The organism is Salipiger abyssi (genome assembly GCF_001975705.1).
Lineage (GTDB): Bacteria > Pseudomonadota > Alphaproteobacteria > Rhodobacterales > Rhodobacteraceae > Salipiger > Salipiger abyssi.
The window spans coordinates 1,271,450-1,287,734 of sequence record NZ_CP015093.1; the positions used below are offsets into that span (position 1 = coordinate 1,271,450).

General features: G+C 61.1%; 18 protein-coding genes. 6 read left to right on the forward strand and 12 right to left on the reverse strand.

What is annotated here, in order from left to right:
• Positions 1-30: 30 nt before the first annotated feature.
• The gene (locus Ga0080574_RS09775; protein ID WP_083716806.1) at positions 31-1,011 is read left to right on the forward strand and encodes an oxidoreductase; all 981 of its coding nucleotides are present in this window, start codon (positions 31-33) and stop codon (positions 1,009-1,011) included.
• Positions 1,012-1,067: 56 nt separating this feature from the next.
• On the opposite strand, the gene Ga0080574_RS09780 is transcribed toward Ga0080574_RS09775, so the two are convergent.
• From Ga0080574_RS09780 to Ga0080574_RS09790, 3 genes are all read right to left on the reverse strand, one after another.
• Positions 1,068-1,385, reverse strand: coding sequence for an Atu4866 domain-containing protein (locus tag Ga0080574_RS09780; RefSeq protein ID WP_076698046.1), 318 nt, complete (start codon positions 1,383-1,385; stop codon positions 1,068-1,070).
• Positions 1,386-1,453: 68 nt separating this feature from the next.
• A complete protein-coding gene (locus Ga0080574_RS09785) occupies positions 1,454-1,960 on the reverse strand; it encodes a nuclear transport factor 2 family protein (protein ID WP_076698049.1) in 507 nt (168 codons plus the stop codon).
• 50 nt (positions 1,961-2,010) lie between these two features.
• Positions 2,011-2,733: an SDR family oxidoreductase gene (locus Ga0080574_RS09790; RefSeq protein ID WP_076698052.1), complete on the reverse strand. Its 723-nt coding sequence runs from the start codon at positions 2,731-2,733 to the stop codon at positions 2,011-2,013.
• Positions 2,734-2,847: 114 nt separating this feature from the next.
• On the opposite strand from Ga0080574_RS09790, the gene Ga0080574_RS09795 reads away from it, so the two are divergent.
• Positions 2,848-3,738, forward strand: coding sequence for a LysR family transcriptional regulator (locus Ga0080574_RS09795; RefSeq protein WP_198039796.1), 891 nt, complete (start codon positions 2,848-2,850; stop codon positions 3,736-3,738).
• Positions 3,739-3,859: 121 nt separating this feature from the next.
• On the opposite strand, the gene Ga0080574_RS09800 is transcribed toward Ga0080574_RS09795, so the two are convergent.
• Positions 3,860-4,816, reverse strand: a complete 957-nt coding sequence (locus Ga0080574_RS09800; protein ID WP_237219346.1) for an AraC family transcriptional regulator — start codon at positions 4,814-4,816, stop codon at positions 3,860-3,862.
• A gap of 57 nt (positions 4,817-4,873) precedes the next feature.
• Here Ga0080574_RS09800 and Ga0080574_RS09805 point away from each other — a divergent pair, with 57 nt between their 5' ends.
• Positions 4,874-5,764, forward strand: a complete 891-nt coding sequence (locus Ga0080574_RS09805) for an NAD(P)H-binding protein (RefSeq protein ID WP_076698058.1) — start codon at positions 4,874-4,876, stop codon at positions 5,762-5,764.
• Between the two features lie 520 nt (positions 5,765-6,284).
• Here Ga0080574_RS09805 and Ga0080574_RS09810 read toward each other — a convergent pair.
• On the reverse strand, positions 6,285-6,863 hold the full coding sequence (locus Ga0080574_RS09810) for a TetR/AcrR family transcriptional regulator (protein WP_076698060.1): 579 nt from the start codon (positions 6,861-6,863) through the stop codon (positions 6,285-6,287).
• A gap of 80 nt (positions 6,864-6,943) precedes the next feature.
• On the opposite strand from Ga0080574_RS09810, the gene Ga0080574_RS09815 reads away from it, so the two are divergent.
• On the forward strand, positions 6,944-7,864 hold the full coding sequence (locus Ga0080574_RS09815; RefSeq protein ID WP_076698063.1) for an SDR family NAD(P)-dependent oxidoreductase: 921 nt from the start codon (positions 6,944-6,946) through the stop codon (positions 7,862-7,864).
• 181 nt (positions 7,865-8,045) lie between these two features.
• Here the strand turns inward: Ga0080574_RS09815 and Ga0080574_RS09820 are convergent, their stop codons facing one another.
• On the reverse strand, positions 8,046-9,242 hold the full coding sequence (locus tag Ga0080574_RS09820; protein WP_076695235.1) for an IS256 family transposase: 1,197 nt from the start codon (positions 9,240-9,242) through the stop codon (positions 8,046-8,048).
• Positions 9,243-9,714: 472 nt separating this feature from the next.
• On the opposite strand from Ga0080574_RS09820, the gene Ga0080574_RS09825 reads away from it, so the two are divergent.
• Entirely contained in the window at positions 9,715-10,455 is a 741-nt protein-coding gene (locus Ga0080574_RS09825; protein WP_076698066.1) for a molybdopterin-dependent oxidoreductase, read from the forward strand.
• 202 nt (positions 10,456-10,657) lie between these two features.
• Positions 10,658-11,638, forward strand: coding sequence for a LysR family transcriptional regulator (locus tag Ga0080574_RS09830; protein ID WP_198039797.1), 981 nt, complete (start codon positions 10,658-10,660; stop codon positions 11,636-11,638).
• On the opposite strand, the gene Ga0080574_RS09835 is transcribed toward Ga0080574_RS09830, so the two are convergent.
• From Ga0080574_RS09835 to trbK-alt, 6 genes are read right to left on the reverse strand one after another with little or no spacing between them, the layout of a single operon-like run.
• A complete protein-coding gene (locus Ga0080574_RS09835) occupies positions 11,571-11,810 on the reverse strand; it encodes a DUF2274 domain-containing protein (RefSeq protein ID WP_076698072.1) in 240 nt (79 codons plus the stop codon). The two genes, Ga0080574_RS09830 and Ga0080574_RS09835, sit on opposite strands and share 68 nt — an antisense overlap.
• Before the next feature lie 2 nt (positions 11,811-11,812).
• Entirely contained in the window at positions 11,813-12,934 is a 1,122-nt protein-coding gene (locus tag Ga0080574_RS09840) for a TraB/TrbI/VirB10 family type IV secretion system protein (RefSeq protein WP_076698075.1), read from the reverse strand.
• On the reverse strand, positions 12,927-13,958 hold the full coding sequence (gene trbG, locus Ga0080574_RS09845) for a P-type conjugative transfer protein TrbG (protein WP_076698078.1): 1,032 nt from the start codon (positions 13,956-13,958) through the stop codon (positions 12,927-12,929). The genes Ga0080574_RS09840 and trbG overlap by 8 nt, the downstream gene beginning before the upstream one ends.
• On the reverse strand, positions 13,955-14,644 hold the full coding sequence (gene trbF, locus Ga0080574_RS09850; RefSeq protein ID WP_076698081.1) for a conjugal transfer protein TrbF: 690 nt from the start codon (positions 14,642-14,644) through the stop codon (positions 13,955-13,957). Before trbF ends, trbG begins: the two co-directional genes overlap by 4 nt.
• On the reverse strand, positions 14,641-15,990 hold the full coding sequence (gene trbL / locus Ga0080574_RS09855) for a P-type conjugative transfer protein TrbL (protein ID WP_076698084.1): 1,350 nt from the start codon (positions 15,988-15,990) through the stop codon (positions 14,641-14,643). Before trbL ends, trbF begins: the two co-directional genes overlap by 4 nt.
• Before the next feature lie 3 nt (positions 15,991-15,993).
• The gene (trbK-alt, locus tag Ga0080574_RS09860; RefSeq protein ID WP_076698087.1) at positions 15,994-16,281 is read right to left on the reverse strand and encodes a putative entry exclusion protein TrbK-alt; all 288 of its coding nucleotides are present in this window, start codon (positions 16,279-16,281) and stop codon (positions 15,994-15,996) included.
• Positions 16,282-16,285: the final 4 nt, after the last annotated feature.

Below are 16,285 nucleotides of genomic sequence, written 5' to 3' on the forward strand. Positions count from 1 at the left end.
GATACAGGGTCGAAGGACATAGAACGTACAATGGAAAAATGGACCGCAGAGAATATTCCATCCCAAACCGGGCGCTCCGCAGTCGTGACTGGTACAGGTGGGCTGGGCTACGAGGACGCCCTCGCCTTAGCACGCGCTGGTGCACGCGTCGTGATCGCCGGACGCAATCCCCAAAAGGGAGCGGAAGCTGTGGCGTCGATCAAAGAATCCGTCCCCGGCGCGCAGGTTCGGTTCGGCGAAGTGGATCTTGCAGATCTCACCTCGATCGCCAACTTCGCTTCGAAACTCGCGCAAGAGCAGAAGAGCCTCGATCTCCTGATCAACAATGCCGGGGTGATGACGCCGCCGGATCGTCGCAATACGAGAGATGGTTTCGAATTGCAATTCGGCACCAACTTTCTGGGCCATTTTGCGCTCACCGGGCATCTGTTGCCACTGCTGGAGAATGGATCGCGTTCGCGTGTTGTGACCCTTAGCAGCATTGCGGCCCAGCAAGGCGTAATCGACTTCGATGACCTGCAAGCCGAGCGCGACTACACTCCGATGCCGGTCTATGCTCAATCGAAACTTGCCTGCCTAATGTTTGCGTTTGAGTTAAGTCGGCGCAGCAAAGCAGCGGGCTGGAGCATCGAGAGCATCGCCGCGCATCCTGGCATCACACGCACCGATTTAATCGTTAACGGATCGGGCCGAGCCAGTGCGGCCGGCCTCATGCGGCGCTTCCTTCCGTTCCTGTTCCAGCCAGCTTGGCAGGGCGCACTACCCACTCTCTTTGCGGCGACCGATCCGGCGGCGCGAGACGGCAACTATTACGGCCCTGACAAACTGGGCGGAACCCGCGGCTATCCCACCGTAGAGACGCCTCCCAAGCAGGCACGGGATGAAGTGATAGCTGCCCGCCTGTGGGAAATCTCGGCGGAACTGACAGGTGTGACATTCATACCGAAACATTCGGGAGCAAGAACCGTTGAGCCGGGCAGCATATTCCGGCAGTCATCTCCGAAATCATAGCATCCACTTTGGCAAGGCGGCGATAAGAAGAGTATCCGCCGCCTGCCCTGAAGGCGCTACTGCCGCCGCCGTAGGATCATACCTCCGTGATGCAGTGTGTTCTCGTCGACGAAAGTGCCGTCGGCGGTGAAGCCGGTGTCATCCCAATACTGGATATAGTTCCCTTCTACCTCATAGCGCCCCTGATAGGCGCTTTCTCGTGTTCCGCGCGCTTCGTCGTAGCGCCCATTGGGCAGGAGCTGGTGGCGAACCCTGTTATCATCGGTCTGCCACATGCCGACATAAGGGTGGTCGGCCGGCGCGCCTTCGGCGGATGGACTCGACGGGTGCCCAAGAAGTGCCAGTGCAACGGCAGATGCAAGTGTTCTCTGCATTACTTGATCTCTTTTTCGATGTTAGGGTGGACAGGGTCGCCGACTTCCGAGGGCGTCACTAAATCAGATCACTCTGCGACCGGTTCGTTATTCTCGACCACTTCCTGATAGGCGACGAGATCGAGAAATGCCTCGGCCTCCACGACCAATCCGTCTTCCAACTGGAATATCCAGACGAACCGGTTTTCGTAGGGAGCTCCGGACGTCGTGGTTGCGGAGCCGTCGAAGCGGACGATGACGGTCTCACCCACAGCCCAGATCGCATGGACTTCCGGCATGATTGGCGTGGTAAGGCGACTGACCAGAGGTTGGGAGGCTTCCTCGACGAAACTCTGGCGACTTTCGTAAGTGCCCGCCACCGGGCCCGAGCCATGGATGGTCCAGCGTATATCTGGCGCAAGCAACGCGTCAAAGACATTGCCGCCTGCCGCCCAACTTTCAAAAGCCTGGCGCACGACAGCCTCGTTCTGGGCAGCCGTTTCGGATTGATTGGCCTGAGCTTGCGCCACCGAGGCCACGAAGACACCGGCTCCCAGGACAGACCGAATAGAGCGTTTGAAGTTGGATTTTCTCAAGTTGTTTCTCCTTCTGGTGGGGACGTCATCTGACGAAAGTCAGTCGGTACTCATCCTTGCTGTCCCTGCGGGCGCACGGTGACCTCATTCACGCCAACGTTCTCCGGGCTCTCGATGATGTGGCGCACCAAGCGACCAATATCGGCGGGCTGCAGGGCGATGGCGCGATAGTCATCCATGAGCGTTCTGGTCTCTTCATGGGTGATCGTCCTGGCCAACTCGCTCTCGACGACGCCCGGATTGACGCAAGTGACCCGGATATGGGGGTTTTCTTGCCGTAACCCGTCCGAGATCGCCCGCACCGCGAATTTCGTCCCGCAATAGACCGCCGCTGTCGGCACCGCATTCAGCGCGCCAATTGAGGCGATATTGATGATCTGCCCGGAGTTCTGGCGGTCCATGGCCGGAAGCACAGATGCGATTCCCCAAAGAACACCCTTGATGTTCACATCCACCATACGCTCCCACTCATCATGCTTGCCCGCAGACATCGGCGAAAGTGGCATCACCCCGGCGTTATTCACGAGCACATCGATCCGGCCCCAGAGGTCGAGAGCAATCGCGGCAAAGGCCGCCATCTCCTCACGGTTGGTCACATCGAGCGCGCCGGTCTCGGCATAACCTCCTGCGGCCCTGATATCCGCGGCGATAGTGGCAAGCCGGTCGATACGCCGCGCGCCTAGCAACAGCTTGGCACCAGCCGTTCCAAGGGCGCGCGCAATGCCTTCCCCGATGCCGCTCGAAGCTCCGGTAATGAGAATGACTTTGTCCATCTGCACCTCCTAGGTCCCAGCCTCGTTGCAACTGGTCGAAAGTTGGCGCAGTTTCACTGTCTCATGAAGACGGCGATTTCTTTACATTCTGGTTAGCGAGTTTGGACAATCTGCATGGACCTCAACCTACTCACAATCCTTCTGGCAGTCGCAAAGGAACAGAATTTTCGTGCAGCTGCCGACCGGATGGGGGTAACCCGCTCGGCGATCAGCCAGGCGATCCGGCGACTCGAGGACCAGCTCGGCACGGCACTCGTCGTCCGAACAACTCGCTCGGTTCGCCTCACTGAAGCGGGTGCTACGTTGGTCAACTCGTTGGAGGGTCCGTTGACCGAAATCGACGGCGCCCTGGAGGCGACCGGGGCGCGTGATGCACCACGTGGCCACCTGCGGCTGACGGCGACCTCGATTGCCGAACCGTTCCTCTCGGGGCCGCTTTTGGCGGATTTCGTGGAGCGCTATCCGCATGTGACGGTCGACGTGACGGTGACAGATGACGAATTCGACATCGTCGCCCATGGCTTTGATGCCGGAGTGCGGCTGGGCGAGGTGATCGAGAAGGACATGATCGCCGTGCCTCTCGGGGGAGATCAGCAGGAACGTGCCGCCGCTTCGCCGGCCTATCTGGCGCGACATGGCATCCCGGCCCATCCGCGCGAATTGGTCGACCACCGCTGCGTCGGCTGGCGCCGCGCTCCTGAGCTAGCCCCGCATCGCTGGGAGTTCGTCGAGAACGGCCACCCTTTTGATGTAGCAGTGGATCCCCAATTCACTACCAACGACCTTCGTCTCATGCTCAGGATGGCCCTGGCAGGAACCGGAATCACCTTTGCCCCAGAAGACTGTCTGAGAGATCGCTTCAATGACGGCACCCTCGTTCCCTTGCTGGAAGAATTCCTACCGCCCTTTCCAGGGTTCTTTATTTACTTCCCCCAAAGGCGCAACATGGCGCCCAAACTACGCGTGCTAATCGATCATATTCGGCGCTTCAAACAATCGGATTGAGGCCGACAAAGGGCTTCCACAGAGGGAACCTAGCCGGTGGATCATGTCCGGATCGACATGGGCCCAAACGATGCTGCTTCGGATGCCAGCAGTGGCATGACGATCCAGATGTCAAAGGCGGTCAGGCTCTCGATTCCTTTGCGAACTGTCTGGGTGATTTTCCCGTCTCGCGCTTGAACGCAACCGAGAAGGCGCTCTCGGAGCCATACCCCATTTCGTGCGCGATCTGTCCCAGTGACAAATCGGTGTGGCACAGGCGATGGCTGGCAATCAGAATGCGCCAGCGCGTAAGGTAGCCGATCGGAGAGATCCCCATCCTGCTCTTGAACCGCGTCGCGAAACTGGTGCGTGACATGCCGGCCTTGCCGGCGAGTTCGGTAACAGACCAGTTCCGTGCAGGGTCTTCGTGAAGGGCCGCCACTGCCGCGTAGATTTGGGGATCGGCGAAAGCCGCAAGCCAACCAGCGGGCTCGATCCGTCCTTCCGACAGGTGAGCGCGCATGAGTTGCGCCAGTACGAAATGCGACAGGTATTCGATCGAAGCGGCACTACCCGGCTGCGGGTTCCGCAGTTCTTCCGCGATCCGCTCGACCGACCAGCGTACCGCTTCTCTTTCCTTGTCCGACCGGACCAGAACGACCGGAGGGATGGTGCTGAGCAACGTCTCGGCAACCGTCCCTGAAATTAGGAACCGGCTGCTGGTCATGAAGAAGTCGCCGCCACCATTGAAGACTGCGGTGTGACCGTGGCCAACAGGAGCATAGATTTCCGCAGCATCGGCAGCAGAGCCCCCCTGACGCGCGGACAGAAGAAACGCGCGTCCGCGCGGAAGGATGACGCAGTCTCCAGTACCCAGCCAAAGCGGCGCCTCGACACCCTCGACAGCGAGCCAGCACCCTCCCTTCAGGACAGCATTGCACTTCAGCCCGGCATGGCGCTCGAACCGAATGGACCAGTCACCCCCCGCATCCAGCCCTGCGGCAAGACAATCGTGTGGCCTAAGGAACGAAATGACATTTGAAAGCGGATCAAGAGCCATTTTTGAACGCTCGAAAAGAAAGTGCGGCGCTTCAATCATAGACAGTTCGGCGACGATAGATAGATCCTTGTGGCTCCCCCAATGAGGAGACTGACCATGATGCTGATAACAACGCCGACCGGTGACATCGGAACTCGGGTCCTTGCGCACGTGCTCGACGCCGGAAAAGAGGCACGTGTGATTGCCAGAAACCCGGCGCGGCTGCCTGAAGCAGTGCGCAGCCGCGTCGACATATTCGAAGGGTCCCATGCCGATCCCGCGGTGATCGTACCTGCGCTGAGCGGCGTGGATGCAGTGTTTTGGCTCCCGCCCGGCAACCTCGACGCTCAGGACGCCGAGACGGCCTACTGCGAGTTTTCCCGCGCGTTCTGCGATGCGCTACGAGGCTCTCCGGTGCGCCGCGTCGTAGGAATATCTGCGCTTGGCCGGGGCTGGCCGAAACCCGCAGGCCAGGTGTCGGCGACAATTCAGGTGGACGACATGATCGCCGGTACGGGTGTCCACTATCGAGCTCTGACCTGCGCTTCACTGATGGACAACCTGTTGAGACAGGTGGACCTGATCCGAACCGAAGGTGTCTTCTACCAACCTGTGCCACAGGATCTGAAACTGCCGCATGTGGCGAAATCGGACGTCGCCAGAACTGCCGCCCGGCTACTCGAACATACCGAGTGGACTGGTGTCGACGAGGTACCGCTCCACGGTCCGGAAAACCTGACATACGATCAAATGGCGGAGATCCTTTCGGAAGCCCTAAAGCGTCCAATTCGCTTTAGGGAGATCTCAATGGAGGCTTTCGGCGACCTCCTGCGATCGACAGGTTGCACCGAAGGCATGGCGCGCGCGGCAATGGAAATGATGATCGCGAAGAGCGAAGGCATGGATACGATGACAAGACCAGAATCCCGATCTGCCACACCAACATCGTTTCAGACATGGTGCGAAAACGAACTCCGCCCGGTCATCGAATATCAAGAAAATAGTTAGATTCTCGGTCTGTGTGCAGCAAAGAAGGGTGCGATTTTAAGACCTCCCGTCTGCGCCCTTGGACGCATCACTGAGTCTCTCTCCCCGCCGAAAGCCCGGAGCATTGGGCAATTTTTTTCCGGCTTTCGGCATGGCATTCAAACGCGCAACCGTCATTCTGAAGGCGCCGCGGAGCGCTCTAACCAATAAGCCATGCGCCATTACTCACGGACAAGCTGGCGTCGGCGCTCCGCGGCGCAAACTTGGAGCAAGGGGTCAAGTAAGGATCTGCCATCCCAGCTCATGGTACACCAGACGTATAGGTAAGGACCCTGCTGGAAAGTATCGGAACCGGTTAAAAGAGCTATATCTCCTTGACGGCTCTCCGTGTGTGCCTCGATGCGCGACTCACGCAGTCGAGAATGAGCCTGCTAGAGAGAGATTTCAGAACGTCAAGGCGAGCGGTGCCTTCGGGAAATTGAAGCGTATCAGGCCGGTCGCAGAGAGACACCGATCCGTCTTTGAACGGTATTTTGAGTTGTTAACCACGCGTTGCAAGACCCCGGATGACGGCTTGATAGGCGTAATCTGTGATGTCCTCCGGCTTCTTTCCACCCAGGACATTAGCTTGGCGAAGCGCCCATATGCCATGGAGAAGGCTCCACAACGTCACAGTCGCAGCGGGGGCGTCTTCCACTCCCACGAGAGGCTCAACGACTGCCAGCACCTGCGGCCACATCAGGGTATGATAATGCGGTTCCGGTAATCGCGATGCAGCTGCCGGCTTTGCATCGAGGAAGATGCGGTAGAGGTCCGGATTGTTCTCAGCGAAACTCGAATAGATCTCCAGAAGGCGGTGTAGCCGGGACACAGGCGCCGTCCCCTCCGGCAGCGCAGCCATGCCCTCGTCGATCGCAGCATAGAGTTCTTGAGCAACTGCATCCGCCGCCGCAGCACGCAGCACATCGAGGCTGTCATAATACTTGTAGAGCGCATTAGCGGTCACCCCCAACTCTTTGGCCAGACGACGAAGTGTTAACGCACCTTCGCCTTCCCGTCGGAGAAGGGAAAGAGCGGACGCGGTGATGATTTGCGGATCAATCTTGCTCGGATAAACCATGGTTCACACCATACATCTTGAATCTCGCATCGTCACAAAATATACGATGTATATCTTCGAGGATTCGCTGAGAGGCAAGCATGTCACTGACCCGGTCCATCATTGTCACTGGAGGCAATTCCGGCCTCGGCTTGCAGACCGCGAGACATTTCGCTCGCGACCCCGCGACCGAGGTAATCATCGGCTGCCGCAGCGCGGAACACGGGCTCAGCAGTGTTGCAGAGATCAAGGCCGATGGTGGCCATGCGACTTGGCTACAGCTGGATCTTGCCAGCCAGGCTTCGGTCCGTACTTTCGTCGAGGCTTTTCACAAGGCTGAACTGCCGCAGCTCTACGCTCTGATCTGCAATGCAGGCAGCCAGAATGTGGGCGTACCTGCCAAAACCAAGGAAGGCTATGAGACAACCTTTGCGGTGAATCATCTGGGCCACTATCTGCTTTCGCGCTTGTTGCTGCCCGACATCGTTGAAGGAGGTAGGATCACCATCATCGCGAGTGGTGTCCATGATCCAGCCGTGAGGACTGGTATGCCACATCCGAGTTATTCGACCGCTCAGGCAGTTGCGCATGACTTCTCCCTTGGCCGGACAGCAGGCTTGCGGCGCTATACGACATCGAAACTCTGCAATGTCATGTACGGCTATGAACTGGCTCGCCGTCTGGCGGCATCAGACAACGCGCGCCTCAACTCAATTCGTGTTAACATCTTAGATCCCGGCCTGATGCCAGCGACAGGTCTTGCACGCTCGTTTCCGCCGCACCTTCAATGGGTATCGCGAAATCTCCTCCCACTTCTGCGGTTTGTAATGGACAACGTCCATCGCCCGGAGGTGTCGGCGCAACGCGTTGCGGACATCACCACTGGTCCAATGGCAGAACCGGGTAACCGCTATTTCTCCGACGGCAAAGTGGCGCGTTCATCCGTCGAATCTTACGACGAGAGAAAATGGCTCGAATTGTGGGAGAGTAGCGCTGCTATGACAGGCTTGCCCGACTGTTAGCTCTCTCCGGAAGGCTTGCACGGCGTCGAAGCGGCGGACAAATTTTCAAGCCCACATTAAGCAGATCAGAAAGACTGGTTGGCAGAAATACTGTGGCACATTTGGAGTATTTGCGGCGCTCGAGGGTAGTGCCCCGAGAGATGGTGTAAGAGCGCCGACCTTCGGAGAGGTTCAAGGCTGATCAGGTCGCCACGGCGGACAGCCTGACGGTTGTAGTGTCGGTGACACGCGCCAGGCTTTCAAGCGACATGTATCTCCGCGCAACCGTCCATTCGTCATTGGTCTCGAGCATCAGCGCGCCGACGAGACGGACGATGGCCTCGTCGTTCGGGAAGATGCCGATGACGTCAGACCTGCGCTTGATCTCCCGGTTCACCCGCTCCAGTGGGTTCGTCGACGCGATCTGGGCCCAATGCTCACGTGGAAAATCCATGTAGGCGAGGACGTCGTCGCGCGAGGCGTCCATGAGGGCGCCGAGCCGCGCCTGCTTCTCGCGCAGCGCGTCAGCCACGACCTCCCACTGGGCTTCGGCATCCGCCTTGTTTTCCTGGGCGAAGATCGTCTTCAGCATTGCCGCCACGGCCGTGCGCTGCTTGGTCGGAGCATGGGCAAGCGCGTTTCTCATCCAGTGAACGCGACAGCGCTGGTGCGTCGCGTCGAACACCCGCCGCGCGGCAGCCCGCAGCCCCTTGTGGTCATCGGAGACCACCAGCTTCACGCCGCGCAGGCCACGGTCGGCGAGAGAGCGCAGGAAGTCGGTCCAGAACGTTTCTGCTTCGGATGGACCGGTGGCGACGCCGAGAACTTCGCGCTTGCCGTCCTCGTTCACAGCTACCGCTATTATCACGGCGCGGCTGATGATCCGCCCGCTCTCGCGCACTTTCACGTAGGTCGCGTCGAGCCAGAGATAGGGCCAGGCGCCTTCGAGCGGCCGGGAGAGGAATGCATTCACCCGCTCGTCGATTTCGACACAAAGGCGACTGACTTGGCTCTTCGACATGCCGCCAGCGCCCATCGCCTTCACCAGATCGTCTACGGAGCGCGTCGAGACCCCGTGGACGTAAGCCTCCTGGATCACCGCCACCAGCGCCTTCTCAGCAGTCCGTCGCGGCTCCAGGAAGCTGGGCAGGTAGCTCCCCTTTCTCAGCCGCGGGATTTCCAGCGCGATCCGACCGGCACGAGTGTCCCAGTCGCGGTCCCGGTAACCGTTTCGCTGAACCTCCCGCAGGGGAGAGCGAGCGCCCTTCGCGGCACCGGTTCGCGCCTCGACCTCCACTTCCATGATCCGCTCGGCCGCGAAGGCCAGCATCTCGCGCACGAGATCGCCATCGGCCTGCTTCGCAACCAGCTCAATCAGCGTCATTCTGTCATCGGTCATCGTCATCTCCGTTCTTGGTTCAAGGTCTCGCAACCCGAACCTTCTCGAAGATCGGCGGTGGCCGCCAGCGTCACACCCGGCCGCGCGCTGCGCTACGCTGGGGGCTCCGCGCGCGGCCTCCTACACCAAGCGTTGGGACACTACCGCGCTCGAGCATGTAGATTGCAGAATAGCGACACTGCCCCTCTATCCGTTACGAATGCGAGATTGCCTGCTGCCGACAAAATGTCGCGACGCATCAAGTGTTGTTGGAGCAATCCAGTCTCGAACGAATTCTTGTCGTTCCGAAGCTGAAGCCCAACACTGGTTAGCATTGCTAACCAGTGTGGTTAAATGACATGATCTTAACTTTTTGAGTTCTAGCTCCAACTCTTGATTGACTGGGAAGCCCCCCTAATCAGACGAGGCGCACGGGCAAAACATGCCACAGAGCAAAGCCACAATCCTCAGAGGAGAACCGGAGGCGCGCACCATGAGCTCCGATATTGCCACGCAGAGGATTGTCGGGATCGTCGACGTCGTTCCCATGGCTATCTCCCTGGCTGAGTTCGCCGAGACATCCACGGCGGCGACTGCAGGGTACGATGCGCTGGACGTGACCCGGAGCGCGACTTCCCCTCTCCGATCTGCCGACAGCGCCAGCAAACTTGAGGCACTGATAGTTGCCGACGACGACATGCTGGCCGGTCACTTCGGCTTGACCGAAATCGGCGACCTCGAGGCAGTTTTCACCGACGACAATGTTGTCGCCTCGCGCTGCACGACAGAGCATGTCGACCACGCACAGATGGAGCCGCTGAACACTGTTGCTTCGTTTAGCGCAGACGAGCTCGGCGCAAAAGTCTGGTTGGGAAGCCAGTGGGAGACCGTTTCGATAGGCCTGACGGCTTGGGTTCTGGGCACGATTCCCGATTGCATCCAGTTCTACGCGGTTCAGACAGGAGCGACGCCCGAACAAAGTAAGAACCTCATCCGCAACCTATTGCGTGATGCATTACCCCTGTTACGAGCCTCAGTGCGTCCGGTGATGTTGGTCCTGTGCTCGTGGGCGTCGTCAACTACGATTGGCTACGACCGACGACGATCCGTCACCCCGACGCACTGCAGAACAATGACCGCAGCTTTGCAGCGTCGCATCATTAGATCGCCGCACGATCGATTTTGGCGTTCGCCTTCATGGAACGCAGTAACTCGATTTCTCACAGCGACCTGATGGTGATGGAGGAGCTGAAAAGCCGATTATGGGGTCACCGCCTTCCGGACCGAACAGGTCGTGGGACCGCAGCAGCCAGAGCTTTCGACTCGAAGATCGGTGTGAAGACATCGAACATGCCCCAGGAGTCAGTTCGCCGATCATAGACCTGGAAAAATCAAAAATGCCTAAACTCACCCGAGAACACAGGAGGCCGAGAAGGGTGGCGAAAGGCCCAGAGTGCATAGAGATCCGCCATCTGAGATATTTTCTGGCCGCGGCCGAGTATGGCAGTTTCCGAAAAGCAGCAGCCGTGCTCGACATTCAACCCTCGGCCATCAGCCGTCGTATTCGTGACCTCGAAGATCGACTCGGCGCATCGTTATTCCACCGCCAAAGTGGTGGCGTTTTGCTCACCCATGTCGGCCACCGATACCAGTATCGTGTCCGTAAGATTCTTCGTAACTTTGGAGAAGGCTCACAGGAAATCGCGGCCGCGGGCCGGTCAGAGTATGGACGTGTAAGGATAGGGATCTGTTCATCTATTGCATCGGGTTTTTTGGCTGAGCTTCTCTCGAAGTATGGGTCCCAATTTGGAGACGTCCGACTCGAACTCATCGATGGATATCCCAATGAACATACCTCCGAAATACGCAAACTTAATCTCGACATCGCCTTTCTGACCGGAACCAGACCTTGGCCGGGTTGCGAAAGGGCAATGATGTGGTCAGAGGGTGTTTTCGCAGTTCTACCAGAATACCATGTTTTAGCTAATCGAGCAGCAGTGAGGTGGCACGATCTTGGCGACGAGATCTTTATCGTCAGTGAAGCAGCACCAGGCCAGGAGATCTATGATTATTTGGTGAAGAACCTGGCGGAGCTCGGCTGGCATCCTGAAATACAGGTGCAGTCCGTCAGTCGCGACACTCTGCTACCTTTGGTGGCCCTTGGACGCGGTTTGACGCTCATCAGCGAGGCAATGACCGTGGCAACATATCCCGGTGTTGTCTATCGCCCGATTAGGGGCGAATGCCTTCCGTTCTCAGCTGTATGGTCACAGAACAACGACAACCCCGCCTTCAGACGTCTTTTGAGCATGGCAAGGACAAAGTCAGCATCCGAGACTGGCGGTGCCGTCAGTGGGTATTCCCCGGCAATTGCGCAGCACGCCGCGCCTTCGCAAACCCCCGATCCGTCGCCATGAACCGTTCGAGCATGGGAACGATCAGCCGGACAGGATCGGCAACAGGCTGCCCCGTCTCCCGTCCCAGCACCTCGGCATAGACGACCAGATCGCGATGAACGGACGCGGGCAACTCCACCGTCACCTTCACCGGCTTGTCATCGGGCAACGGCCCAAGCTTCAGTTTCGACATGATCAGCCTCCTGTGGGTTCGAATACCAGATCGCGAGTGACGATGATCCTGACCGGGAACCCTGGCCGGATGGTCAGTGTCGGCGCGACCTGCAGCTGACGCTGGACAATCTGCTGACCGGCCTGGTTGACCGTGTCCACCGCGCCATCGCGGATCGCCTGGACCAGGCGGTCTTCGTCATCGGTGGCGAGGTCCGCGCCGATCGCGAGCAGCGTGGACAGACCCGCCGCGCGCATCAGATCCCACCAGTGATAGTCAACGCCATCTTCGAGGCCGGCATAGCCGCTCGCATCCGCTCCTGGCAGACGTTCGAGAGTGATGGACCGGCCTCCGGGCAGGATCAGGCGGTTCCAGACCAGCAGGACGCGGCGTTGGCCGAACGTCACCCCGTCATCGTATTGGCCGATGATGCGGGTTCCCTGCGGGATCAGCAGCAGCGATCCGGTCGGGCTGTCATAGACGTTCTCGGTGACCTGCGCGGTGATCTGGCCCGGGAGATCGGAGCGAATGCCGGTGATCAGCGCGGCCGGGATCACCGCTCCGGCCTGAAGGATGTACGGCGAGGCTGGCGGCTGAATGCGATCCGATGCGACGGTTTGCCGGTCCACCGGACCGTTGAGGAAAGCCGTATGCCGGCTGCCCTCGGGTTGTTCGGTGACACCCAGGCCCGGAAGGTTCACGCCGACCCCGGCCGTCGTCGCTCTGCCAGACGCCGTCTGAAAGAAGACACCGCTCAGACGCGCGGTTTCCTCCTCTGCCCTGCGGCGCTCCGCGTCCGGATCGACGGTCGGGCCCGCAATCGGCGGAGGACCCACGGGCACTCCCCGCTCCTGCGCATCGAGGATCGGTCGCCCTAGGTCACCGGGCAGTGCGGGTCCCAGAACCGGTCCGGTATAGTCGGACGGCAACCCTTCCAAGCCGTCCGCGGCCGGTCGATTGTCGATGGAGTAGAGTTCTCCACCTCCCGACCCTGCCTCACGGGTCTGGAGCGCATAGATCAGCGCACCCCCGATGCCGAACAGCGCGACCGCTCCGACACCGGCCAGAACCTTGCGCGACAGCCTGGTCACGCGGGGCGGATCGGGACGCAGACGCATCGGAGCTGCAGGATCGGTGTCACTCATGACGCCCCTCCCCTTCGCGCATCCCCTCCGCCCGCGCATCCGCCTCGCGCTCCTCCATGCGCACGATCCGGACCACCTGCTGGCGGTCTCCTGCGCCCAGCCGGAGCTCCGCCGCACCGAAGAGGCGGTCCACGATCAGCACGTTCCGGTGAATGCGGCTGTTGACGATCTGCGGCTCGCCGTCCGCGCCGAGCACGAAGAGCGGCGGCATCTCACCCTGGGCGATGCCCGCCGGGAAGACCACATAGACACGACGGCCATCGTCGAACACAGAAACCGGACGCCAGGGCGGGCTCTCCCCCTGAATCTGCAAGCCGTAGCGATGATTGCGGGCAGAGGGCGCAGGAATGGTCGGCGCGGTTGCCACGGCCTGTTGCCCACCACGCGGCGCTGCCGGATAGGCCCAGGCGACCGAAGGCATGTAGAGCGCCTCGCGTGCACGCAGCTCGATCATGTACACCCGCCTGTCAGTGCTGACCACCAGATTGGTCGAGATGTCGTCCCGCGTCGGTTTGACGAGGATGTGGACGCGGGCGGTGGATCCGGTCCCGCTCTCTGTGTCGCCAATGATCCAGCGCGTGGTATCCCCCGCGGCGATCGGGCCTGCGCCGGTCAGACGCTCGCCCGGCTCGAGTGCGATGTTGGTGATCTGACCCGGCGCGGCATAGACCTGATAGAGGGCTCCTTCCGACCAGGGATAGATCTGGATCGCATTGTAATAGCCTTCGCGGCGCGGTTCGACCCGGGCGGCGGCATTGGCGTTTTCGACACGACCGGTTGGTGTGCCCGCCGCCGCTCCGCCGTGCGCCACCGTCCAAACGGGTGGCGTGTGCAGTGGCCGAGGGTGTTCCCCGGCCGTTGAGGCGGGCGGAGTGGGCAGCGGCGGCACGGACTCGTCGTAGCTGAATTCCGGCACCCTGTTACTGGCACACCCCGCGAGCAAGGACGCGGAAAGCAGCAAGGCCACCAAGGTGAGCTTGTTGACGCCCGGAGACCTGGTTGCATGCAGATGCTGTTCAATCATTGGCTCATCTCCCGCGACCAGGAGATCGCATTGACATAGATTCCGAGGGGGTTGGCGCGCAGGCGCTCGGCGCTACGCGGGGTCTGGATCACGACGGTCAGGATCGCGGTCCAGCGCTCGGTCGCGGAAAGCTGGCCGTTCTCGTAGTGGCGCTCGGTCCAGGCGACGCGGAACGATCCCGGCGAGGCCCGGATGACAGAGGACACCTCGACAGCGATCTGTTGGCGACCGACGCGTGTGAACGGGTCGTTGGCGCGAGCGAAGTCGTTAAGCGCGGCCGCGCCGCGATCCGTGGTGAACTCATAGGCGCGCAACCAGTTCTGCCGCACGATAATCGGATCGGCGGGGATCGACCGGACCTGTTCGATGAAACGGCCGAGATGGAAGGCGATCTGCGGATCGGTCGGCTCGTAGTCGGCGGAAGCCGGGGCGACAGCCTGGGCCTCGCCGAGCGAGTCGACCTGAACGACCCAGGGCACGACGGTGCCACGCGCGGATTGCCAGACCAGGGCGCCGGCAAAACCCGCCGCGAGGATCAGGCTGCCGAAGGCCATGTAGCGCCAGTTGCGGGCCTGAACACGGGCGGAGCCGATACGCTCATCCCAGACCTGCGCAGCCCTCTGGTAAGGCGTTTCTGGTTGAGGTGTCTTGCCATAGTGCGTGGCGGAACGCCTGAAGAGGTTCATGAGCGATCCCTTTCGGAGAGATTGACGGAGGTGCCCGAGCCGTGGCTGTCGCCCGACCGGACGGCATGGGCGGCAGCGCGCACACCATGGCTCATCGCCTGGCTATGGCGCATGCGCTTGGCCCAGGCTGGCGGGCCATCGGAGGCGGACGGACCGGAAGAAGGCTCGGGCGCCCCTCCGCCGACCGTGCCCATCGAGGTGGTTCCGCCCGTCGCCGCAACACCGCCCTTGACGCCCTCGGCGTAGCTGGACTGAATCCCGCCAGCCGCGCGAGAGGACGCTTTCTTGAGCGGTGATGCCGCGGCAGCGGCCCCGGCGCGCGCTACACCAGCCGTCCCGCCGGCGAGACCTCCTCCGCCCATCGAGCCGAGCGTGTAGGCGCTCGAGGCAGCGCCCGCCGCGGCCGCGCCGCCGCGTGCGAGGGCGGCGCCTCCGGAGAGTGCAGATCCGGCTCCGCGTGCTGCGAGCATGCTCGCCCCTCCGGCCCCGATCGCAGCACCACCAACGGCAAGGCCGGTGCCTATGGCGGCACCCGCGCTGAGTTGCGGCCCGCCGGACACCAGACCTGAGGCGATGCCCGGGCCGAATATTCCGAGGCCCAGCAGAGACAGGGCAGCCAGAACAATCGCCATGGCGTCATCGATGGTCGGCGTCACGCCTCCGAAGCCCGCGGTGAACTGGCCGAAGAGCGTCGATCCGATGCCGATGATCACGGCCAGCACCAAAACCTTGATGCCGGAGGAAATCACGTTGCCCAGCACGCGCTCGGCCATGAAGGCGGTCTTGCCGAAGAGGCCGAAGGGGATCAGCACGAAGCCCGCGAGGGTCGTGAGCTTGAACTCGATCAGGGTGACGAAGAGCTGCACCGCGAGGATGAAGAAGGCGAGGATCACCAGCGCCCAGGCAAAGAACAGGCAGAGGATCTGGACGAGATTCTCGAAGACCGCGACCCAGCCCATCAGATCGGAAATGCTTTCGAGCAGCGGTCGTCCGGCCTCGAGCCCGGTCTGGGCGACACGGCCGGGGCGCAGAAGATCGGCGGCGGAAAACCCGGTGCCCGAGGCCATCAGACCAAGGCCCGCGAAGCTCTCGAAGACGATCCGGGCGAGGTTGTTCCAGTTGGAAATGATATAGGCGAAGACCCCGACGAAGAGTGTCTTCTTCACCAGCCGGGCGATGATGTCGTCATCGGCGCCCCAGGCCCAGAACAAGGCCGCCAGCGTCACGTCGATCACGATCAGCGTGGTAGCGATGAAGGCCACCTCACCCCCGAGCAGCCCAAACCCGCTGTCGATATAGCTGGTGAAGATGCCCAGGAAGTTGTCGATGACGCCGGTTCCACCCATGGCTCACTGATCTCCCGGACGCTGCGGCGCGTCGGGTGCAGGCGTCCGACCGAGGAACCAGTCACGGCTCTCGGCCCATGCGGCGAGGCAATCGGCATCGCTGGAAGCGGCCTCGCCAAGCTGCTGGCACCGGCGCAGCGTAGCGCGGAGAGGATCGGCAGACGGCTGGAGCGCGGGCGCGGTGCTGGCCGGCACGGGAGCCTCCTTGCGTGTCATCTCGATCACCGTGGCTGCGATCGCGATCGCCACGAACACGATGGCCGCGATCCGGGCCAGCACCTTCCCCTCCATCGTC